22 protein-coding genes and 1 tRNA gene are annotated in these 21,263 nt (G+C 65.6%); 11 read left to right on the top strand and 12 right to left on the bottom strand.

Features of this window, described 5'->3' with window-relative positions:
• The first annotated feature begins 53 nt into the window (after positions 1 to 53).
• Positions 54 to 1,433, top strand: coding sequence for an aminotransferase-like domain-containing protein (locus tag BLS66_RS17230; protein WP_074726403.1), 1,380 nt, complete (start codon positions 54 to 56; stop codon positions 1,431 to 1,433).
• On the opposite strand, the gene BLS66_RS17225 is transcribed toward BLS66_RS17230, so the two are convergent.
• On the bottom strand, positions 1,372 to 2,316 hold the full coding sequence (locus BLS66_RS17225; protein ID WP_057495167.1) for a LysR substrate-binding domain-containing protein: 945 nt from the start codon (positions 2,314 to 2,316) through the stop codon (positions 1,372 to 1,374). The two genes, BLS66_RS17230 and BLS66_RS17225, sit on opposite strands and share 62 nt — an antisense overlap.
• Positions 2,317 to 2,431: 115 nt before the next feature.
• Here BLS66_RS17225 and BLS66_RS17220 point away from each other — a divergent pair, with 115 nt between their 5' ends.
• Entirely contained in the window at positions 2,432 to 3,130 is a 699-nt protein-coding gene (locus BLS66_RS17220) for a glutathione S-transferase family protein (RefSeq protein WP_057495166.1), read from the top strand.
• 87 nt (positions 3,131 to 3,217) lie between these two features.
• Positions 3,218 to 3,892, top strand: coding sequence for a class I SAM-dependent methyltransferase (locus BLS66_RS17215; protein ID WP_074726402.1), 675 nt, complete (start codon positions 3,218 to 3,220; stop codon positions 3,890 to 3,892).
• A 3-nt stretch (positions 3,893 to 3,895) separates the two neighbouring features.
• On the opposite strand, the gene smqnr is transcribed toward BLS66_RS17215, so the two are convergent.
• Positions 3,896 to 4,543 carry a SmQnr family pentapeptide repeat protein gene (gene smqnr, locus BLS66_RS17210; RefSeq protein WP_074726401.1) on the bottom strand — a complete coding sequence of 216 codons (648 nt, stop codon included), beginning with the start codon at positions 4,541 to 4,543 and terminating at the stop codon, positions 3,896 to 3,898.
• 158 nt (positions 4,544 to 4,701) lie between these two features.
• On the opposite strand from smqnr, the gene BLS66_RS17205 reads away from it, so the two are divergent.
• Both BLS66_RS17205 and BLS66_RS17200 read left to right on the top strand, forming a co-directional pair.
• Positions 4,702 to 5,478: a DeoR/GlpR family DNA-binding transcription regulator gene (locus tag BLS66_RS17205; protein WP_049469246.1), complete on the top strand. Its 777-nt coding sequence runs from the start codon at positions 4,702 to 4,704 to the stop codon at positions 5,476 to 5,478.
• A gap of 11 nt (positions 5,479 to 5,489) precedes the next feature.
• Positions 5,490 to 6,623, top strand: a complete 1,134-nt coding sequence (locus tag BLS66_RS17200) for an MFS transporter (protein ID WP_074726400.1) — start codon at positions 5,490 to 5,492, stop codon at positions 6,621 to 6,623.
• A gap of 9 nt (positions 6,624 to 6,632) precedes the next feature.
• Here BLS66_RS17200 and BLS66_RS17195 read toward each other — a convergent pair whose 3' ends face one another.
• The 3 genes from BLS66_RS17195 to BLS66_RS17185 form a co-directional block, all read right to left on the bottom strand.
• Complete coding sequence (locus BLS66_RS17195; protein WP_074726399.1) at positions 6,633 to 8,138, bottom strand: PepSY domain-containing protein; 1,506 nt, start codon at positions 8,136 to 8,138, stop codon at positions 6,633 to 6,635.
• A gap of 11 nt (positions 8,139 to 8,149) precedes the next feature.
• Entirely contained in the window at positions 8,150 to 10,288 is a 2,139-nt protein-coding gene (locus tag BLS66_RS17190) for a TonB-dependent receptor (RefSeq protein WP_074726398.1), read from the bottom strand.
• Between the two features lie 129 nt (positions 10,289 to 10,417).
• Positions 10,418 to 10,813 carry a DUF2946 family protein gene (locus BLS66_RS17185; protein WP_057495159.1) on the bottom strand — a complete coding sequence of 132 codons (396 nt, stop codon included), beginning with the start codon at positions 10,811 to 10,813 and terminating at the stop codon, positions 10,418 to 10,420.
• A gap of 241 nt (positions 10,814 to 11,054) precedes the next feature.
• On the opposite strand from BLS66_RS17185, the gene BLS66_RS17180 reads away from it, so the two are divergent.
• Together BLS66_RS17180 and BLS66_RS17175 are read left to right on the top strand one after the other, a co-directional pair.
• Complete coding sequence (locus tag BLS66_RS17180) at positions 11,055 to 11,630, top strand: hypothetical protein (protein WP_074726397.1); 576 nt, start codon at positions 11,055 to 11,057, stop codon at positions 11,628 to 11,630.
• Positions 11,631 to 11,670: 40 nt separating this feature from the next.
• Entirely contained in the window at positions 11,671 to 12,768 is a 1,098-nt protein-coding gene (locus BLS66_RS17175; RefSeq protein WP_074726396.1) for an XVIPCD domain-containing protein, read from the top strand.
• 34 nt (positions 12,769 to 12,802) lie between these two features.
• Here the strand turns inward: BLS66_RS17175 and BLS66_RS17170 are convergent, their stop codons facing one another.
• Positions 12,803 to 13,183, bottom strand: coding sequence for a tautomerase family protein (locus tag BLS66_RS17170; RefSeq protein WP_074726395.1), 381 nt, complete (start codon positions 13,181 to 13,183; stop codon positions 12,803 to 12,805).
• A gap of 565 nt (positions 13,184 to 13,748) precedes the next feature.
• Between BLS66_RS17170 and BLS66_RS17165 the strand changes: the two genes are divergently transcribed.
• The 4 genes from BLS66_RS17165 (at position 13,749) to BLS66_RS17150 (ending at position 16,776) form a co-directional block, all read left to right on the top strand.
• The gene (locus BLS66_RS17165) at positions 13,749 to 14,156 is read left to right on the top strand and encodes a hypothetical protein (protein WP_074726394.1); all 408 of its coding nucleotides are present in this window, start codon (positions 13,749 to 13,751) and stop codon (positions 14,154 to 14,156) included.
• A 52-nt stretch (positions 14,157 to 14,208) separates the two neighbouring features.
• On the top strand, positions 14,209 to 14,772 hold the full coding sequence (locus tag BLS66_RS17160) for a hypothetical protein (RefSeq protein ID WP_074726393.1): 564 nt from the start codon (positions 14,209 to 14,211) through the stop codon (positions 14,770 to 14,772).
• Positions 14,773 to 15,416: 644 nt separating this feature from the next.
• Positions 15,417 to 16,034, top strand: a complete 618-nt coding sequence (locus tag BLS66_RS20640) for a hypothetical protein (protein ID WP_143025188.1) — start codon at positions 15,417 to 15,419, stop codon at positions 16,032 to 16,034.
• 130 nt (positions 16,035 to 16,164) lie between these two features.
• Complete coding sequence (locus BLS66_RS17150) at positions 16,165 to 16,776, top strand: hypothetical protein (protein ID WP_074726392.1); 612 nt, start codon at positions 16,165 to 16,167, stop codon at positions 16,774 to 16,776.
• 399 nt (positions 16,777 to 17,175) lie between these two features.
• Here the strand turns inward: BLS66_RS17150 and BLS66_RS17145 are convergent, their stop codons facing one another.
• The 6 genes from BLS66_RS17145 to mltG all read right to left on the bottom strand — a co-directional run bounded on the left by BLS66_RS17145 (position 17,176) and on the right by mltG (position 21,233).
• Complete coding sequence (locus BLS66_RS17145; protein WP_074726391.1) at positions 17,176 to 17,871, bottom strand: DUF4760 domain-containing protein; 696 nt, start codon at positions 17,869 to 17,871, stop codon at positions 17,176 to 17,178.
• Between the two features lie 149 nt (positions 17,872 to 18,020).
• Positions 18,021 to 18,095 (bottom strand) — tRNA-Val (locus BLS66_RS17140).
• 111 nt (positions 18,096 to 18,206) lie between these two features.
• Complete coding sequence (locus tag BLS66_RS17135; RefSeq protein WP_005412452.1) at positions 18,207 to 18,560, bottom strand: PilZ domain-containing protein; 354 nt, start codon at positions 18,558 to 18,560, stop codon at positions 18,207 to 18,209.
• Positions 18,557 to 19,513, bottom strand: a complete 957-nt coding sequence (locus tag BLS66_RS17130) for a DNA polymerase III subunit delta' (protein ID WP_074726390.1) — start codon at positions 19,511 to 19,513, stop codon at positions 18,557 to 18,559. The genes BLS66_RS17135 and BLS66_RS17130 overlap by 4 nt, the downstream gene beginning before the upstream one ends.
• Positions 19,510 to 20,175: a dTMP kinase gene (gene tmk, locus BLS66_RS17125; RefSeq protein WP_049469126.1), complete on the bottom strand. Its 666-nt coding sequence runs from the start codon at positions 20,173 to 20,175 to the stop codon at positions 19,510 to 19,512. Before tmk ends, BLS66_RS17130 begins: the two co-directional genes overlap by 4 nt.
• The gene (gene mltG, locus BLS66_RS17120) at positions 20,172 to 21,233 is read right to left on the bottom strand and encodes an endolytic transglycosylase MltG (protein WP_074726389.1); all 1,062 of its coding nucleotides are present in this window, start codon (positions 21,231 to 21,233) and stop codon (positions 20,172 to 20,174) included. Before mltG ends, tmk begins: the two co-directional genes overlap by 4 nt.
• Positions 21,234 to 21,263: the final 30 nt, after the last annotated feature.

Genomic DNA, 21,263 nt, shown 5'->3' with positions numbered 1-21,263 from the left:
ATCCAGTACAGTCGCAAGTAACTGTACTGCCCACACTTCCACTACAGTCCGCCATGCCGCCTCCGCTCACCCGCATCGAATCGGTCATCCAGGCCGTCCGCACCCGCATCAACGCGCGGGCCGATGGCCCCGGCACGCGCCTGCCTTCGGTACGTGCACAGGCGGCCGCGATGGGGGTGTCGGTCTCCACCGTGGTCGAAGCCTACGAGCGACTGGCCGCCGAAGGCCTGATCAGCGCGCGCGCAGGATCCGGCTTCTACGTCAGTGGGCCGGCCGCACCGCTTGCACTGGCCGAGATGGAACCCCGGTTGGAGCGCGCGGTGGACCCGTTGTGGGTGTCGCGGCAGTCGCTGGAAACCCCGCCGGGTCACCTCAAGCCAGGATGCGGCTGGATGCCCAGCGACTGGCTGTATCACGACGGCGTGCGCCGCGGCCTGCGTCGGCTGGCGCGTACCGATGCCATGCATCTGGTCGACTACGCCGGCCCGCTCGGGCTGCCCGCGCTGCGCCAGCTGCTGCAGAGGCGCAGCGCCACGCTCGGCATCGATGCACCGATGGAGCAGATTCTGCTGACCGAATCCGGTACGCACGCGGTCGATCTGCTCTGCCGTTTCCTGCTCAAGCCCGGCGACTGCGTGCTGGTCGATGACCCGAGCTACTTCAATTACCACGCGCTGCTCAAAGCGCACCAGGTGCAGGCCATCGGCGTGCCGTACACGCACAGCGGCCCGGACCTTGAGGCGTTCGCGCAAGCCCTGCAGGCGCATTCGCCGCGGCTGTACATCACCAATTCCGGCCTGCACAACCCGACCGGCGCGGTGCTTTCGGCCAACACCGCGCACCGCTTGCTGGGCCTGGCCGAACGCAGCGAACTGATCATCGTCGAGGACGACATCTTCGCCGACTTCGAACTGCAGCCGGCACCGCGGCTGGCCGCGCTCGATGGGCTGTCGCGGGTGATCCACGTCGGCAGCTTCTCCAAGACACTGTCGGCGGCTTCGCGCTGTGGCTACATCGCCGCGCGCCACGACTGGATCGAAGCGCTGACCGACCTGAAGCTGGCGACCAGCTTCGGCGGTGGCCATCTGGCCTCGCAGCTGATGCACATCGCGCTGACCGACAGCGGCTACCGGCGCCACATGCAGTCGATACGTTCGCGTCTGGTTGACGCGCGCCGGCACACGTTGCGGAAGATGCATGCGCTGGGCATCACTCCCTGGCTGCAGCCGGAAGCCGGCCTGTTCCTGTGGTGCCAGCTGCCCGATGGCCGCGACGCCGCGACGCTGGCGCGACGGTGCCTGCGCGAGGGCGTGGTGCTGGCACCAGGCAACGCCTTCAGCCAGTCGCAGCGCGCGGCCGACTATGTACGCTTCAATGTTTCGCAGTGCCAGGACCCGCGGATCTGGCAGGTGCTGGCGCGGGCGTTGCGTTGAGCTGGTAATGCGCGACCAGCGCATCCACCACCACGCGTACGCCCGGCAGCTGGCCGCGACGATGCGGCAGCAGCACGCTGGTGGTGACTTCGCCGGCATGCCACGCCGGCAGAACCTGCCGCAGGCGTCCGGTCGCAATCGCCGCAGCGCACAGGCTGTGCGGCAACACGGTGATGCCAAGGCCCGCTTCTGCCGCCGCGATCAGCAGCTGCGACTCATTGCCGACCAGCGCCACCTGCGGCTCCACCTGCACGGTACGGGCGTCGGCACTGTGCAGTGTCCAGCGCGTTGCGTGGCGCGCGGTCAGCAGGCCGGCATGCGCGCGTAGCTGCTCGGGCGTCTCCACTGCCGGCGCGGCTGCCAGGTAGTCCGGGGACGCCACCAGCACGATACGCTCGCTCCCCAGCGAACGTTGCACCAACCCGGAATCGGGCAGTGGACCGAAATGGCTGCGCAAGGCGATGTCGATGCCTTCCTGTGCCAGGTCGATGAAACGATCACTCACTTCAACTTCGATGCGCAGCCGCGGATAGCGTCGAGCCAACGCGGGCAGGCATGCGGCGAGTTCGCCCTGCACCACCGGAATCGAAGCACTGATGCGCACGGTGCCGCTGGGTTCGGCCTGGCGGTCACGGACGATGGCCTCGGCAGCCTCAACCTCAGACAACGCCGCGCGTGCGCGTTCGAAGAACGCCTGACCGACCTCGGTCAGCGCGAAGCGACGCGAACTGCGCTGCAGCAGCCGCACCTCGAGCTGTTCTTCCAGCAGCGCCACGCGCTTGCTCAGGGTCGAGCGCGGCAGGCCCAGATGGCGCCCGCCTGCAGCGAAGCCGCCCTGCTCCACTGCGGTCACGAACAGGGCCAGATCGTTGAGGTTGAGCATGCGCAACGTCCACAGATGTGGACTTCAGGATGCCATTCGTACGGCTTCCGGGGCAATGTCCACGCAGGCACGCTTTCCTCACCCGCCGCATCGCGGCTTGAACCGGAAACCTGCCATGACCCCGATCCTCTTCTACGGCGTGCCCTCGGGCTGCTCGTTCGGCTCCATCGTCGCCCTGGAATGGCTACGCCAGCCGTATCACCTGTGCCGCATCGACATGCCCGGCCAGGTGCAGAGCGAAGACTACCGTCGCCTCAATCCACTGGGTGAAACCCCGACCCTGCGCACCGCGCAGGGCGAACTGCTCAGCGAGAGCCTGGCCATCCTCAACCACCTGGCCGCGAAGGGCATCGCGCAGGGCCTGGGCTTCGCACAGGGCACGCCCGGCTTTGATCGCCTCAACCACCGGCTGGCCTATCTCAACACCAGCTTCTTCGGTGCCTACGCCCCGCTCTGGCATGCGCTGGAACACGACGAGGGCGATGACGGCGAGGCGCTGCGTGCCTATGGCACCACCAAGGTGCGCCACGCCCATCAGGCGCTGGAGCAGATGATCGGCACAGGCCCGTGGCTGCTGGGCGAGCAGCGCAGCTTCGCCGACGCCTACTTCGCCGGCATCGCGCGCTGGAACGATTACCACCAGGTGGTCGACCGTCGCGAGTTCCCCAGGGTGCAGCAGCTGTTCGAGCGCCTGCAGGACGACGCTGGCGTGCAGTTCGCCCACGCCATCGAAGCACAGCGGCCGGCTACCAGCAGCGGTGGCTTCCTCGGCGAGGTGCGGCTGGAAGACGTGCTTGAGGCCGCGGCGGCCTGAGTCCTGCCCTGCTTGTGCGGCGGCGGCGCGCAATGCCCCTTGCGCACCGCGCTACAGTGGTATGTCCTCCGCCGCAGGAATCCGCGCATGTCCACGTTCTCCGATCCGCAGGCGGTAGCCCGCTATGCCGAAGCACCGCTGCGCCAGGTGCCCGGCTTCCTCGCGTTGCAGCAGATGAGTCGCCTGCTGCTGGCCGAACACGTTCCTGCGCAGGGACGCGTGCTGGTGCTGGGCGCCGGTGGCGGGCTGGAGCTGAAGGCTTTTGCCGAGGCGCAGCCGGGCTGGCAGCTGCTGGGCGTGGACCCGGCTGCACCGATGCTGGCCCTGGCCGAGCAGACACTGGGCCCGCTGATGTCGCGCGTGCAGTTGCTGGAAGGCTACATCGACGATGCCCCAGACGTGCGTTTCGATGGTGCCAGCTGCCTGCTGACCCTGCACTTCCTCGACGCCGCGCAGCGCCTGCACACGCTGCGCGAGCTGCACAGGCGCCTGCAGCCCGGCGCACCGCTGGTGGTGGCCCACCACAGCGTGCCGCAGGATCCGGCCGGCAAGCTGCGCTGGTTGCAGCGCTACGCCGCGTTCGCCGAAGCCTCCGGCGTTGACCACGCCGATGCACGGCGCGCGATCGACGCCATTGCCGAGCGGCTGCCGCTGCTGGCCCCCGAACAGGAAGTGGCGCTGCTGCAGGAGGCCGGCTTCGACGATGTGGAGCTGTTCTATGCAGGCTTCAGCTTCAAGGGCTGGGTGGCGTGCGCCGGGTGATGCCTACGGCACCACGGTGATGCCGATGCGCTGCATCAACAGCGCCACCTGCTGCACGTCCAGTGTGGCGCCGCGCAGGTTGGTGCTGCGCAGGTCCAGCTCGCCCAGCTCGGAGTTGGTCAGGTTGCAGCCGGTGAAGTTGGCGCTGTTCCAGTCGATGCCCTCGAACTGGCCGCCGGACAGGTCCGAGCCGGCGAAGCTGGCGCCGCTGACGTTCGCACCGTCCCAGCGGTTCTCCCACAGTTCGCATTTCTCCAGCGTGACCCGCGAGAAATTGGCATAGCGCAGGTTCGACTTCTTGATGAACGCGCTGCAGAACCAGCTGCGCGTGGTGATCTGGTTCATGAAGCTGGCGTTGCTGAAATCCGCGCCCTGCGCACGGCACTCGCTGATCTCCAGGCCCAGTGCCTTGATGAAATTGAAGTGGCACATGCTGATGTCGCAGCTGCGGAAGCTGGCTTCCTTCAACGTAGCGCCGTTGAAACGGCAGCCGCTGCGACTGTCGGCGTCGTAGAAGCTGCAGTTGATGAACTCGGTGGCGGTCAGGTCCACGCCTGAAAAATCGCACTCGTGGAACTGCTGGTCGACCACTTTCTGGCCGGTGTACTGGTCCGCGCCGATGCGCAGCTTGCGGTGAACGGTGGGGGACATCGTGGATTCCTTGCCAAACGCCACGCCATGATGCCGGGCCGCGGGGGCGATCCACAGACACGGCCGCGGCCAATTCACCGGCAGTCCAGTTGACCTGTGTCCACACCGGTCAAATGCACGTTATTGCACGTTGATGCACGAACGTGCAGACTTGCAGCATGAGCTCCGATCCCAGCCCTCTCCCCGCCCAGCGCACCCGGCAGATCCTGGAGGAACTGCGCCAGCAGGGCCGCGTGGTCGCCGCCGAGCTGGCGCGCCGCTATGCCGTCTCCGAAGATTCGATCCGCCGCGACCTGCGCGAACTGGCCGCACAGGGCCTGTGCCAGCGTGTCTACGGCGGCGCCGTGCTGCCGCCGCCCAAGGAACGCCCGCTGCGCGAGCGGCTGACCCGTGACCGCGGCGACAAGGCCGAGCTGGCCGCCCGCGTCTGCGCATTGCTGCAACCCGGCCAGGTCGTACTGCTCGATGCCGGTTCAACCAACCTGGTGATCGCCCAGCAGTTGCCGGCCGCCCTCGGCCTGACGGTGATCACCAATGCGCCACAGATCGCCACCGCCGCCAGCCTGCTTGATGGCACCTCGGTGCAGCTGATCGGCGGCCGCCTGGCCAGTGGTGGCGGCGCGGTCGGTGCCGAAGCACTGGCCCAGGTGCAGCGCCTGCGTGCCGACGTGTACCTGCCCGGCCCCTGCGCGGTGGACGGCGACACCGGCGTGTGGGCAATGGATGCGGAAGAAGCCACCCTGAAGCGCGCGATGGTCGCGTGCAGCAGCCGCGTGATCGTCGCCGCCACTACTGAAAAGCTCGGTGCCCGCGGCCACTGGCAGATCGCCAGCCTGGACGAGATCGACGACCTGGTGCTGACCACCACCGCGCCGCCCGCATTGGCGGCACGCTTCCGCGCCGCCGGCATCGCGGTGCACCCCACTCCCCCCTGACCGTACCGCTCATGTCCCTTGCCAACCGCGCGCGTGCCGAACAGCACGCGACCCGCGCTGCGTTCTTCATTCCAGGCTTCGCCACCGCGCTGTGGGCCACGCTGGTGCCGTTCGCCAAGGCACGCACCGGGATCAACGACGCCACGCTGGGGCTGGTGCTGCTCTGCCTCGGTGTCGGTTCGCTGCTGGCGATGCCGTTGTCCGGCGTGCTGGCCGCGCGCCTCGGTTGCCGGCGGGTGATGGTGGCCAGCAGCCTGCTGATCTGCCTGACCGTGCCCGGCCTGGCGCTGGCCGGTTCGACCTGGACGCTGGGCCTGGTGCTGTTCGCGTTCGGTGCCGCCGTGGGTGCAATGGACTGCACGATGAACGTACAGGCCGTCATCGTCGAGCGCGACGCACGGCGCGTGATGATGTCCGGCTTCCATGCGTTCTTCAGCATCGGCGGCTTCCTCGGCGCGGCCACCATGACCGTGCTGCTGTCTGCTCACCTGCCTCCCTTGGCGTCCGTGCTGATCGGCGTTGGCGCCATGCTGCTGGTGATGCTGCTGTCGGCGTCGTACTGGCACAGCGAACGGATGCCGCACGACACACCGATGCTGGCCCTGCCACACGGCATCGTGCTGTTCATCGGCGTACTGGCGTTCGTCGCGTTCCTCGGCGAAGGTGCGATGCTCGACTGGAGCGCGGTGTTTCTCAGCGACGTGCGCCGCGTCGATGCCAGCCTCGCCGGCATCGGCTATGTGACCTTCACCCTGACCATGACCGTCGCGCGCCTGTTCGGTGATGCACTGGTGGCACGCGTAGGCCGCCAGCACGCGATCGTGTTCGGCGCGTTGCTTGCCGCCGCGGGCGTGCTGGTGCTGACCCTGGTCACGCCGTGGCAGGCATCACTGCTCGGCTATGTGCTGGTCGGCCTCGGCTGCGCCAACATCGCACCCGCACTGTTCTCGCTGGCCGGCCACCAGACCCGCATGCCCGGCGCGCTGGCCATCACTGCCGTTTCCACGCTGGGCTTTGCCGGCATCCTTGCCGGACCGGCGCTGATCGGTTTTGCCGCCAACCACTTCGGCCTGATCGCCGCGTTCGTCGGCGTAGCCACGGCCTTGTTGCTGGTGGCGATGTCCACGCGTTGGCTGCGGGTGTAGCCCAGGGCATCAGCGCCGCCTGCGCCGCAGCTTCATCCGCAATCGCCGATAGCCGATCACTGTCGCCGTGGCACACAACGCGGTGCCGGCAGCGCTCAGCAGCAGCAACACCGCCAGCCGCGCACCTTCCTGGCGCAGCATCGCCGGCAGGTCCCAGCTATGCAGGAAGTAGAACAGCCAGCGCCCCACCCGCTCACGATGCCCCATCGCCAGCAACGGATCGCCGGTCGCCAGATCGAGATAGACGCGTGTCGCCTCGGCATCACCGAAATCCACCACTGCCACCGGGAAGCGACGTACCGCTGCACCATTCATGGCCTCGGGCGCACGCGCGTAGAAGTACGCATCCGCTGCATGCTGCACCACGAAACCCTGCATGGGTGCAGCGGACAGCGCACGTACCCTCTGCTGCAACCACGCGGTCGGCAGCCACCGTGCGACATGCAGGTGCCCATTGCCGCCGGACACGATGCGCGTATCACCCCGCCCGTCCAGCAACACCGCGAACAGCTCACCACCGATCCGTCGCCACTGGATCTCCACCGGCTGGAAGCGCGCAGCTTCGGCCATCGCCAGAAGCTTCGCAGGATCACCCAGCGCACCATCCACCGCCACCGCGCCGCCACGGTAGTGCTCAACATCGATCGCTTCACCCGTACTGCTGAAGACACCCAATGGGTTCATCGACATCAGCCCGCTGAAGATCCAGGTGAACACGAAGGCGGACGCCATCAGGCCAAGCAGGTGGTGCCAGCGCATCCACGGCTCGACGTACGGCGTCTTCGCACCGGAACGATAGTGCCCACGGAAACGCCAGCGCCATACGCCCACCACGATGCCGCTGATCGCCGCCACCGTGCACAGCGCGGACAGCACGATCACCCCCCACGTCCACACCGGGTCCACCGACTGCATGCGCAGGAAGTACAACCAGTGCAGCCAAGCGCCCACATAGTTCCAGCGCTGCTGCACATGCGGGGCGTCCAGCACCACTTCGCCAGTACGCGAGGACACATACAGGTCACCCGGCTGCGCGCCGCCCACCTCGACGCGATACAGCGGTCGATGCACGTCCAGCGCGCGCGAATGCGTCCAACGGTCCTCGTTCACGCGCATCGCACCCACGAAGGCCTGCCCGCCCGCGAACTGTGCAGCGGATGCTTCAGCGCGCTGTGCCGACACCGGCAGCAGGGCCTGGCCGGTCACGGCAGACCAGGCGCCCACATTGCTGCCACTGCGCACCACATAGGCAGGCGCTCCACGCAGTGTGGTCAACGCCACAGCCTCCGGCTCGGCCTGCACAGCCGCAGGCAGTGTCGACAGCCCCTGCAGGTCGCGGGCATCACCCAGCAACGGCAACGCCGCCATCCGTTCGCCAGGTGTCAGCTTCGGATATCCGATGAACAGCATGACCATGCCGCTGACGAACCACAGCAGCATCAGCAGGCATCCGCCGATGCCCAGCCAGCGATGCACCAGGTAGGTCCAGCGCTTGGCGGTGGATCGCAACGTCATCGCCAGCGTCCTCAGAAGCCATGGTCGACGGTGAATTCGACGCGCCGGTCCGCACCCAGCAGCCACTGCGTGCTGGTGTAGTACGCGGTAGCGTAGTACGCCTTGTCGAACACGTTGAACAGCCGCGCGGACAGCTGCGTGCGCGGTGCCGCCTGCCAGGTCAGTGCCAGGTCGGTGGTGCTGTAGCCGGGCAGTTCCAGCGTATTGGCGTTGTCGGCGTAGCGCTTGCCGACGTAACGCACGCCCCCCGCCGCACTCCAATCCGGTGCGAACTGCCAGCTCAACCACATACTGGCCAGGCGCTCGGCCACGTTCGGCGGCACGTTGCCGTCGCGCGACACCAGCACCGCCGGCGAACCCGTGGATTCCAGGAAGTCCTCGAACTCGGCCTTCAGCACCGTCGCATTGGCATCGAGCGACCAGTGCGGCGCGACGTTCCAGCTCAACGACGCTTCAACACCGCGCGAGGTCAGCGCGCCCACCTGCACCCGGCGATCCGGTACCAGCGGATCGCGGCTGAGCAGCCCGGTCTTGCGGATGCGGTACGCCGCCAGCGTCCACTCGCCGCCGTCGAAGGCCTGCTTCAGGCCCACCTCGATCTGCCGCCCCTTGGCCAGGTCGAAGGCACCGTTGGCCGGGCTGATCATCAGCAGGCCACTGACCGGGTCTGCCGCCTGCGAATACTGCGCATACAGGCTCAGCGTCGGCTGCAGCGCGAATACCGTACCCGCACGCCAGCCGGTGCTGCTGTAGGTCTTCGAGAACGCGTTCTGGCCGCTGATCAAATCGGTGCGATCAATGCGCGCGCGGTCGTGGCGCAGGCCACCCAGCACCGACCAGCGCTCGCTCAGCGCCAGCCGGTCCTCCACGAACAGCGCGTACTGCTCGGCACGGTTACGATAGCGCGGCAGGTTCGGCGCGGCGCTCGCGAACTGGCCCGGCACCGGATCGAACGGATCGACCGGGCCCGAGCTGCCGGCATAGGTGTTGTTGGTGTGCTTGAAGTGCGCGCGGTTGGCATCCAGGCCCACCGCGAAGCCGTTCGCCCAACCGCCCACATGGCCCTGCACGCGCAGCGTCGAGGTCAGCCCGGTCTGGTCCTGATTGTGGGTGATCTCGGTATTGCCCGAGCGATCGATCAAACCGGTACCGCGGTTGTACACATAGGCCTCGGCATTGCGCCAATCGCGCTGGCTGTCGATCTGGTAGACGCGCGTGCGCCATTCCACGTTCGCGTTCGGCGTCCACAGCGCATCGAGCTGGGTCCAGCGGTCGCGGAAGCGGATCTCGCTGTCGTCCACGTTGTAGTTGCGGTGGCGCAGCGCCTCCAGCTGGCGGCCCTCGACCAGCGGCGTGCCGAAGGAGCGCATCGGTTGCTGGTAGCCCTGCGCATGGGTGAGCGTCAGCTGCAGGTCCGCACGCGGCTGCCACAGCAATGCACCGGAGAACGTCGCGTCATTGTTGCGCCCACGATCAACCCAGCCACCGCTGTAGTTGCCACTCAGATCCAGCCGGTAGGCCAGCTCGGGCGTCAGCGCGCCACCACTGCCGAAACCCAGGCGCGCGGTGTCCTCGCTGCCCACGGTCACGCTGATCTCATTTTCGATGGCACCACGCGAGGGCTTCTTCGGCACGATGTTGATCACGCCGCCGATCGCACCGTCGCCATGGATCACCGAGGCCGGGCCGCGCAGCACTTCGATGCGCTCGATCGACCAGGTATCGAACGGGAACGTGATGCCCACGCCGCCGTACTGGCGCAGCCCATCGTACAGCCGCATCACCGAGGCACCGTCGGTGAAGCCGCGGCTGGACAGCGCACTCAGGCCATTGCCCGGATGCGGCATGGCACTGATCGCACCCGCCCGGCTGATCGCATCGTTGAGGTTACTGTCGCCGCGCTGCTCCAGCTGCTCGCGCGAAATGACCGTCAGGCTGGCCGGTGTCTGCAGCACGCTCAGGCCCAATGCAGAGCCTGCGCTGGCAGTGGAGGACAGCTCGCCGCTGCGGGTGTCGACCACCCGCACGGTATCCAGCGTGGTCGGGGGTGCCGCGTCGGCGGCAAGCAGGGGCGCAGCATGCAGGAGCAGCGCGCACAGGACAGGCAGCGTCGCCCGGCGCAGGCACGCGGGGTTGGGGTTCGTTTTCATTTTTTCACGGCATGCAAGGCCACCCCGCAATGGCAGGGCAGCAATCAGAAAGGGACAGACACGCGCGTGCGGGCACCGGCCGTAGCCGGCAACCTCATGGAAGAACGTTCAATGCAGCGCGCGTGCGGCTCAGGCAGCCATCAGTGCCGGCGGTCCACGCGCGCCCAATGTGCCGCTGATCCGTTGCGGCAACGCCCGCACCGCGCCGCGCAGTGCGCGGCACACCGGTGCCATCGGCGCCAACAGCAGCACGGCCGCCACCAGCAGGGTGATCAGACGTGCAGCGATCAGGCAGTAATCGCAGTCCACGCCCATCTCATGATCGGCGTGTGGGTCGGCGGGCGGCTTCTTCGTGGCCCCGCCGTGCGGCATCGCCATCGCGTGATGGTCGTGGTGCCCTTCCATCGCGTGCTGTGCATGCTCTGCGTGCATCGCATGGTCCATGGCCGCCACCGGCGCAGCGGCAGCCACGTGACCGTGCGCCAGCCAGCGGCTCACCAGCGGGGCGAGCAGCACCAGCAGCATGGCAAGCCATGCCAGGGCCTGGAACCGGCGGTGGAGAGCAGAACGGCGCACGCCGCCATTCTACGGGGCCATGGCCAACCTTGGACCCCGTTCAGGGTTTGCCCCCTGCGACACGGTGACGCAGGGGCTCGCCTCCAGCGGCGACATGTGAATGCACCGCACCGCGGTACCTACGCTTGCAGGCCCCGCCTCGCCAACGTTAGGGTTCAGATGGCCACGGCAAGGAGCCAGAGGGATCCGCATGACCACCCGCATCACACAACGGCTGCGCATCAGCCTGCTCGGCCTGGCCGCGCTGCTCGCCGCCTGCGCCGACAAGGGGCCGCCCCCACCGCCAGAGCCGCTGGAACTCTCACAGCCCATCGCCGTGGACACGCCGGGCCAGCAGGTGCAGTTCGAGTTCGAAACCACGGCGCGCAATTTTGCCAGCTACCGTACCTATGCGGTGGAGCTGGATCTACAGCATGTTTCCCCATCGCCAGATGCTGCTTCTCCGCGCGACCTGCACATTCCTTTACGCGTTGGACTTCAGCAATGGTCCGGCGGCACGTGGCAGTCGCTGGCAAGCCCCGACGCCTACCAGATCGCACAGTCGCAATCTGGCCAGCCACTGCCAGACTGGCACCGCGATGCGGGACTGAACTATGCCCAGACCCAACGGGGCAGCGATGGCGCATACCGATTGCATGTCGCGTTGCTGCCGTTGCAGGCGCATAGCCGCTATCGGGTCCAGATCAGCACGGTTGAAGACATCGCACCGCTTCGTGGCGCAAGCGCCAGGATACTGATTCACGAATCGCGTCCGCTCGCCAAGTAGCGCAGCGCCTTCGTACACCTTCCAGGAGGATCACACGCACATGGACAAGCCACGCTACATCGTCGATATCGTCATTGCGGCGCCGGGAACACCGCTTCTCGACCCGGTAACGCAGCAGCCGCTGCGTAATCCGGATGGTTCCCCGCAGACATCCGGGCCGGGGCACATGTTCTACGTCCTGCGAGCACCGGGAAAAGATCCGGCGAGCTACGGCTTTGCACCGATCGAGCACGGCAGCGTGAACGGACCGGGCGACATCGTGGACAGCGATGCAAAGACCTACAAGAACCCGCATTACACGCGCTCTCTGGAAATCACCGAAGCCCAGTACAACAAGCTCAGAGCGTTCGGCGACGATCCAGTGGCGCACGGCTTCAGCAAGCACTATGCCGACGTGCGTCACAACTGCGTGGACTTCACCTGGGACGCATTGAATCATGCCGGCATCCAGCGCAAGCACAGCCTGGACGTGAACAGCATCGGCGGCCCCGTCGGCCAGTTGCTGCCCGATGTCCGCATTCCGCTGGGCATCCAGTCACAGGGCAAGGACGGCTATCGTCCGCTGCGCAACATCCATGGCGTGGACAGCATTGAGCCCCCTTTCCCCAACAGCGAACTCAACCGCACCATCACTCATCCCCTGCCCGAGCGCACCCTGAAGCAGCACCTGCTCAGCGAAGTCGATAATGTCGATGGTCGCATCGGCGAGCGCCTGGCCGCGGACGCGCGCGCACCGGGGCATAGCCTTCATGCCTTGGACCAGAAAGTGCGTACCGCACTCGACCAGGCCAGCGAACAGCAGGGACTGCCCCCCGGACAGGAGCATGAACGACTGGCCGGCCATCTGACCCACGCGGCAGTGCAGGCCGGCTTCAGCGAAAAGGACACGCTGCAGGTGGCATTCAGTTCAAACAGCACCGCCGAGGCACCCGGCTACGTATTCCTGCATCGCAGCGGCGACACCGCCTCGCCGGACCCTGCCGCCAATCGCCAGCGCCTGTCCCTGCTCGATACGCAGCAGGGCGACGCGGATACGCTGTATCAGCAGGCCAACGTGCAGCAGCAATCCCGCGACGCAAGCCGGCTGGCGCAGGACGAGCAACAGGCACAACAGCAGGCGTCGCCGCGCATGGCCTGACCCAGCCGCATCAGGCGCAGACACCGTTCCCGCATCAACTCACGTACTGCGCCTGACCGTTCCCGAACGACCAGTTCTCCTTCTTCACTTCCACCAGATTGATGAACACATCCTCGCGGCGGATGCCCACCGCCGCATGCAGGCCATCGGCAATGCCCAGGTACAACGCCTTCTTCTGCTCCAGCGTGCGCCCTTCGTTCCAGGTGATCTGGATACAGATGAAGTCGTCGGTGCGATCCACGCCCAGGTAACCGGGGTCGTAGATCAGCGTGCCGGGCGCGTGTTCCTGGAAGATCTGGAAGCGATCGTTTTCCGGCACGCCCACCGCGCGCATGGCCTGGTAGATGGTTTCGCCGACGCGTTGCAGGTAGTCGGCGGATTTACCTTTGCGAAGATCGATGCGGGCGAGCGGCATGGTGGCACTCCAGAGTGGATGGGCACGGCAACGGGCTGAGACTACGCCTGCCCGGGGCGGCGGGACAGCGCAGGGATGGAACCCTCTGGCTCCATGCGTGGCATGGTCCCGCCTCAGCCGCGCGGGGTGACGCGATTGCCGTGGCGGCGTCGCTCTGGAGTCATCTCGTGCACGGTTGGCAGGGGCGGCGATGTGCGCCATCAGTGATGGGCCGCACTACTCGCAGGTGTCGGACGGCACACAACGGGAAATGTCTGGCCTGCCTAGGGACGGTTGATAACTTTCCTTACAGACCGATGTGATTGCCCGGCCAGATGATCGCCGCGCCGAGGCAAGACGCCTTGGCCGGGATTGGCGTCTCGAATAAACGAATGAACACCCATCGCTGCGGTTTGCGCCGCAGCAGAGAGAATGTATCGATTGCCTCCATGGCGGCCGGTGCGTGGGGATCGACAGATCCGCCAGGCCTTCTTCTCGATGGGAGTTCGTTTGCCTTGGCACGCCAACCCGCACCGTCCGCCACCTTCACTCCGGAAGGTGGCCCTACGCCAGTGAGGGTTTCGCCATGACCAACCGCACCGCCGTCCATCCCCGCCTGCACACCCTGATCGGCGACGTCGCGGCCGATGTGCCGGAAGACCTCGCACGCGAGATCGAGTGCGCCCTGAACGAACAGAACCTTCCGGCGCAGTCGGCCACGTTCTTCGCCCGTCTCAATGCGATCAACCATGCCGACGGTGATGACGGACAGCCGTGCATCAGCCTCACCCTCGGCGCCAGCAATCACGCTTCGTTGCGCCGCTCGCTATCTGGGCTCGGCGCGTTGCTCGATCTGCTGCAGGCCGCCGACCATGCGCGCAACGAAGGCGGCCCGGACGAACAGTTGGGCGCCTTCCATATCGACGGACTGATCGTGGCCGCACGACAACTGGTGCGCGAGGCACATCATTGCCTCTCCAGCGGCGACGCCTGACCGGCCCGGATACGCTCCCGCTACAATCGCGCAGGGAGCGCAGGAGACCGCAATGGACGCCGAACACCTGGAGTACTTCAAGGCCGCACTGGAAGGCCGCGCAACCGTGGGCTGGAACGTCTGGTTCGCCGCCAACCAGCACGCGCTGGCACAACAGCTGAGCCGCCCTGCACTGCTGCGCCTGAAGTTCAGCACACTGGATGAAGCCGAACGCCTGCTGGCCGAGGCCGGCATCGTGCCCTGCAGCACAGCGGGCAAGCGCTACGAAATGTACTGCGCGCAGTTCTCGCCGGAAGTGGTGGACGCGAACGGTCGCCCGCTACCGGCGATCTGGCGCGCGGCGCACGGCGGTGCCATCGGCCTACTGGCCGAGGGCGAGCCGGAGGCCGGCCAAGCGAAGCTGCTCGCGGAGTTCCGCCGCGTCCGCAAGCGCGGGCTGCAGCAGGCCCACGAATGGTTGGCCGATCTGTGCTTTGAAGGCGAGATGGAGCTGACCGGCGGCAATGCCGAGGTGGGCCGTAGCCTGCTGGCGGTGGTGGTGCAGGCCGGCAGCGGCCACGACCTGCTGGATGCCACGGCGATGATGGCGCGCGAGCTGCTGGAGGAGCATGGCTGAGGCCGCGTGATGCCTACGAGGGTGGCTTACAGATGTGCACCATCTACATGCACGAGTCCGTGTCGATCCAGCTGCTGAAGGAACGGACACCGAGTAAAGGTCGGGGCAAGCCGGCGGTGGCCCTGGCAATACCGGCAGCGTGGGCGGCGCCAGCGCGGGCAGCGTCCTCAGCGTCGTGACCACGCGACGGGAGGGTGGAGGTCGAAAGTTGGAGAACGTCCCCCTCGACACGCCCCCCTCTTCTTCGCGCTTCCACAGAATTCAAATTTCAGGCCTGTACAAGAACCGTTCCGAGCCGGCCAATCCCGACTCTATCGGCACGCCCTACAAAGGAATGACCGCCGCCCGGGCCAGGGTCTGGAAAGAGTGCGCCACAAACATGCCCTGGCTCAACGCCCCGCACCGCCTGCTGCTACGCCAGGTCTGCATCCTGGCCGCGCGCATGGAGACGGGCAAAGACCTCAGCGTATCGTCCACGCATGCCCTTAGCGCGATGCTCTCCAAGCTGGGGCGACGCCAACCGATGAATCCAAGGTCTGCCATCCACCTACGGAGGAGGACGCGGACGAATAGCCCTTCCACTGAGGGCACGCGGCGGCTCCCCATGGCAGAATCGACTCCAACATGGACAAGGGGAAGGCGCGATGGCGATGTGTCCGCTTTCAATTGATTGGGGTAACGTTGCGGACTGGGCTGCCGTAGTGGTCGCGGCAATTGCTGCGGGCGCTACACTTTGGGCGGTGGTTGTCGCTATGCGTACAAGCAGCACGGCAGTGGAGGAAGCACGCCGTATGCGCCAGGAAGACCGCCACGTTCGAACCAAAGCCGAACGCGACAGGGCGTTAGCACGAGCCATCGTACTCGACCACGAGCTCTATATTCTCGGCGGGGAGATCCGACGTATTGCTGATGGGCTTGCTGCTCCTGTGTCGCAAGCAGATCCGGTGCAAGCGCGAACCTGGGCCGCCAAGCAAATGCCAGTAGATCCCCTCCCAATGCTCACGCGCTTCGCTGACGACCTAGATGCGTTCGGCACAGAGGGAGCGGCTGATTTACTGTCCGCCCTTAGCAGCTGGTACGTCAATCGAACGTTACTTGAGGAGAGCCGCTTTGATGGCGAAGAAGCACCTCAGATAGGCAGAGACCTAGTTTCCATCGTGAGTGCATTCCGCACTTTCCTTGCGGTGCTTCGAGTAGCCCGTAATCTGACGCATCACTGGGCGACTGAAGGAAAAGGCGGCTTGGCCGAGACCGACTTCTGAGATTCGGCTCATACCGCTACCTCCGTAGCCCCTGAATCTCGCCGAGTCTGGCCAGCTGGACCTGAGTCTTGTTGCTGGTTGAGCGCCTAGGCCTCATGCTCTTCCCCACAGGACTATGAAGGGAAAACGCATGTCCGAAATATTTGCTGCGGTGCTAGGCGCCCTGGTGGTGTGGATCACCACTTACTTTTCTGAACAAAGGAAATCTTCCGCCGTCAGGAAGAAAGACGCATCGCACCTCGGCGTGCTGGTGCTTGTCCGTCTAGAGAGATTCATCTCTGAGTGCTACGCCGCGTCGAGAGACAACGGAACGGCATTGGGACAGGCGGCGGGAAGGCATGCCAGTGGCGAAGACTACTTCTATCCTCAGACTGAAGTTCCTCACTTTCAGATTGACGATTTGGGAGTGGAGTGGCGATCAATCTCGTCGACGCTCATGTATTCAGTTCACTCGATACAGCTGCTCCTTCGGGATGCCGAAACGTATCTCGCTCATGTGCAAGAGATGGGGGACTTCGAAGGAACGGATTACATGGCAGCGCGCCAGGAAAGGTACACGGAGATCGGGGTGAAGGCGGCTGACATAGCCGGAGCGCTCAGAATGGAAACGAAAATACCCGCAAAGCCTTACGGGAAATGGAGCGCGGAGAGCCAACTGCGAGAGCAGCATGCTGTGTACGAGGCACAGAACGAAGCCCAGAGGGAAGCCCATGCTGACTTCCTCGCCCAATCCAACCCTTGAATTGCTTGCTGATCCTTGAGCAGCCGTTTCCCGCGTGCACCGGCAGGAAAGAGATCCTTGACAATTCGACGGACGCGACGAAGGCATCACCGCGCGTGTAGTAACCGGGATGCCAAGCAGGAGAGTAGTCGGCAACAGCTGGCACCCACCCAGAGGGCTGAGGCACCGGAAACCCAACAACGACCGCAGCGTCTGTTGGGACGTGTAACAGGTGGGGTTGGACCACATGAAGCTCGGCGAGCTAATCCACTGGAGGCGCACAGCAGGATGATCACCTCACAACTAAAAAGGCCCCGTCAACAATAGACGGGGCCTTCTCTACACAACTAGGGCAGCAGCGTCTTTAGATGCTCGCGCGCTCGCTCTTGACATGGTTCATAGGATTCTCCAGTGGGCTTATCAGGTGTGGGGGGCCAGATTCTTTACACCACCAGCGTGCTTGGCCCTTTTTGCACGCTGCTCCTCACGCTCGGCTTCTACGCGATCTTCTTCAATCCACTTATCGGCCAATCTCTCAAATTCAAGATAGAGAGTACTGTTGCGTTGCTGATGATGCGCCAAGAGTGGCTTAAAAACTGTGTAAATTCTGTTAATTCTTGACTTTTCCAAAGCCTTCACATAGGCGGCATCAATCACACCGCAATTGACGGCTCCGCACAGTTGCTCGAAATCGTCCAGATACAAGGCGATGACTTGGCTGTCCGAGGGAGACAGCACAATGGCTTGCACGTGCTCGGCGAGAATTGCAGTGCCTTCGCTCAAATGACTCGATGCCTGAATTCTCTCCATCACAGCAAACATATTGGCTCGTCTCTCAGAGCTTGGACAGTCTGCGAAGAACTGATGGTACGAGTGAAGCTTGTTCCATCGCGCAGTGTCTTTGCTCTGCTTCCACATCAAGAGCAAGGAGGTCAAGCCTAACGTAACGACGATGAACTGACCCAGCTGAAAAGCTTGCTCGAAGCTCAATGGCTTTTCTTTCGGCCAATACGTGTCTACGAGGAAAATGGACACCCGAAGGATCACGAGCACACAAGCTATGACGGCCAAGGCGATGACCGCTCGCAGAACATTCCTTTTCCAGCGTTCGCTCATCCGGCTCCCCCTGCCAGGCTCAGGCTAAGTCTTAACCACAGGACTACAATTGCGCAACCGCCGCCGATCCTATGGCCGTTCCGCTACTACCTTGCAGTTACGAAAAAACCGGCATAAGCCGGCTTCTTCTGCAACACACTGAATTTAAATGGTGGGCGGTACAGGGATCGAACCTGTGACCCTTGCCGTGTGAAGGCAATGCTCTACCGCTGAGCTAACCGCCCGGTGTGTTGCTGAGCCGCTCATTATAGGGGCTTTTCAGAGGCCGTCAACAGTTTTTCACATTCGTGTTCACGGGTGTTTCGAGGTCGCCGTCGGGCATGGCCCGGCGCCCCTCACATCGTATGGGTCGGCTTGTCCGAGCCGGTCAGGCCGGCCAGCAGGGTCTCGATCTTGTGGCGTACGCCCTCGCCTTCGGCACCGTCGGCCAGCTGCACGCCGATGCCGGCGGTACGGTTGCCCTGCGCGCCGGCCGGGGTCACCCAGATCACCTTGCCGGCCACCGGCAGGCGCTCGCTGGAATCGGGCAGGGTCAGCAGCAGGAACACCTCGTCGCCCAGGAAATAGCGCTTGGGTGTGGGCACGAAGATGCCGCCATTCTTCACGAACGGCATGTACGCGCTGTACAGCGCGGCTTTGTCCTTCACAGCCAGGGACAGGATGCCCTGGCGGGCGTTGCTGGCACTCATCGATTTCCCCTTGCGGCAGGCCGCTCGTTCACCTTGTTCCAGGCCAGCAGCAACTCGACCACCGCAAGGTCTGCACGCACCGTGGTGCGCAGCAGGTCGCGGGTGCGGTTGGCCGCATCGAACCAGGCTGCAAGCTTGTGCAATCGCTCCGGCGCGGTCAAGGCATCGGTGCTGGCCTGGGCCAGCGCCAGGTCGGCAGCGAAGCGCAGGCGCAGCGCCGCGTTGTCATCACCACACCACTTCTGCGCCAGCTCCACCGCGCCGGTCTTGCCGGCGGCCAGCTGTTCCAGATCTCGACCGACTTCGCGGCGCAGGCTCAGGCCGTCTTCGCGCAGCCAGTTGTCGGCCTGCCCGGGATGGCCGCGGGCGGCCTCCAGCGCTTCGCGCGCCGATGCTTCGCTGTGGCCCTGCTGCTGCAGCCAGGCCAATGCTTCGTGCTGCGGCGGCAGCTTGAATTCCAGGCGCTGGCAACGGCTGCGGATGGTCTGCGGCAGGCGTGCCGGGTCGCTGCTGATCAGCCACAGGTAGCGTCCGGGCTGCGGCTCTTCCAGGGTTTTCAGCAGCGCATTGGCGGCCGAACGGTTGATCGCATCGGCCGGATCGACGATCACCACCTGCGCCACGCCGTACTGCGGGGTCAGCGCGAGCTTGTCGGTGATCTCGCGCACCTGCTCGATGACGATCTCGGTACGCAGCTTGTCGCCGCTCTTGTTCGGAATGAAGCTGACCAGCTGCAGGTCCGGATGGGTGCCGGCGGCGATCAGCTGGCGCGTACGCGTGGCGTGCGTTGCATCACCCTGCGCCAGCACGTGGTCGGCCAGCGCCAGCGCCACCTCGCGCTTGCCCAGCCCGGCCGGGCCGCAGATCAGCAGGCCATGACCGAGGCGACCCGCATCGAGCGCGGCCACGGTCTGGTCGAACGCGCGCTGCTGCCACGGCGAAAACGTGCTCATGCGCCCTCCCCGTCCTGCAGCCAACGCTCGATACGTGCGACCACATCGGCGGCCACGCGTTCCTGCACCTGGCCGGCGTCGATCAGCGCGAAGCGCTGCGGGTCCTGCTGTGCGCGGCTGCGGAACACTTCGCGCACGCGCTGGAAGAAATCGTCCTGCTCGCTCTCGATGCGGTCCGGCCACAGGTCACGACCGTTGGCGCGCGCGCGGCCGACGGCCACATCCACGTCCAGCAGCAGGGTCAGCCCTGGCAGCAGGCCGACCGCGCGGCGCTCCAGGTCGGCAATCCACTGCGGGTCAAGCCCGCGGCCACCGCCCTGGTAGGCATAGCTGGAATCGGTGAAGCGATCGCTCAGCACATAGGCACCGCGCTGCAGCGCCGGTCGGATCACCTGGCGCACATGCTGGGCGCGTGCGGCGAACACCAGCAGCAGCTCGGCTTCGGCGCTGAGCGGCTCAGCGGCGATTTCGGCATCGGGCTTCAGCACCAGGCCGCGGATGCGCTCGGCCAGTGGCGTACCGCCCGGCTCGCGGGTCAGCACCACCTCGTGGCCGTGGCTGCGCAGGCAGTCACGGATGGCATTGATGGCGGTGGTCTTGCCGGCGCCTTCGCCGCCTTCCAGGCTGACGAAACGCGGGTGGCGAAGCAGCGCGGGACTCATTGCGCCGGGGTCTCCTGGGTACGTTGCTGGCGCAGCTGCTGCAGGTAGCGGGCTACGGCGGCGTTGTGCTGGTCCAGGCTGGGCGAGAACACGTGCGCGCCGCTGCCATCGCCCACGGCGACGAAGTACAGCGCGTCGCCCGGTGCCGGCTGTGCGGCCGCCATCAGCGCATCGCGGCTGGGCATGGCGATCGGGGTCGGGGTCAGGCCGGCACGGGTATAGGTGTTGTACGGCGTATCGGTGGTCAGGTCGCGACGGCGGATGTTGCCGTCATACGCAGCACCGAGGCCGTAGATCACGGTCGGGTCGGTCTGCAGGCGCATGCCGATCTTCAGGCGGCGCGTGAACACGCCGGCGATCTGCGGTCGTTCGCTGGCCAGCGCGGTTTCCTTCTCGATGATCGAGGCCAGCGTCAGCAGCTCGTAGGGCGTGTTGATCGGCAGGTCCGGCGCGCGGCTTTCCCAGGCTTCGTCCAGCGCCTTTTCCATCGCGGCGTGGGCGCGCTTGAGCACGTCCAGATCACTGTCGCCGCGCTGGTAAACGTAGGTCTCCGGCAGGAAGCGGCCTTCCGGATGCTGGCCACCGAAGCCGAGGCGCTGCATCAACGCAGCGTCATCCAGGGTATCGGTGGTGTGCAGCAGCGGCTCGGCGCGCTTGAGCGCGGCACGCAACTGGCGGATGTTCCAGCCCTCGACAATCGTGACCCGGTGCTGCAGCACCTTGCCGGCACGCATGCGCAGCAGCAGCTCGCGCGGGGTCAGATCGCCACTGAGCGCATACTCGCCCACCTTCAGTTTGCCGGCCGCATCGAGCTGGCGCGCCAGCAACTGCCACTGGGTATCCTGGCCCTCGTCCACGCCGGCCTCGCGCAGCTTGCGCAGCACGCTGTTCATGCCATCGCCGCTGGCGATGACCACGCTCTCGGCGGTCGGGGTGATCGGGGCATCGGCGAACCGGGTCTGCTGGTAGAAGAACCACGCGCCCGCGCCGGCCACGACGGCGCCCAGCACCACCACCAGCGTTACCACGAACAGACACCCGCGCTTGGCTCCCGCCATGGACTACCTCTGAACTCGATTCCGTCGTGC

Origin of the sequence: Stenotrophomonas pavanii, from assembly GCF_900101175.1 — a bacterium.
GTDB classification, from domain to species: domain Bacteria; phylum Pseudomonadota; class Gammaproteobacteria; order Xanthomonadales; family Xanthomonadaceae; genus Stenotrophomonas; species Stenotrophomonas pavanii.
Note: the sequence above shows the minus strand (reverse complement) of the source record. Positions and strands in the feature narration are given on the sequence as shown.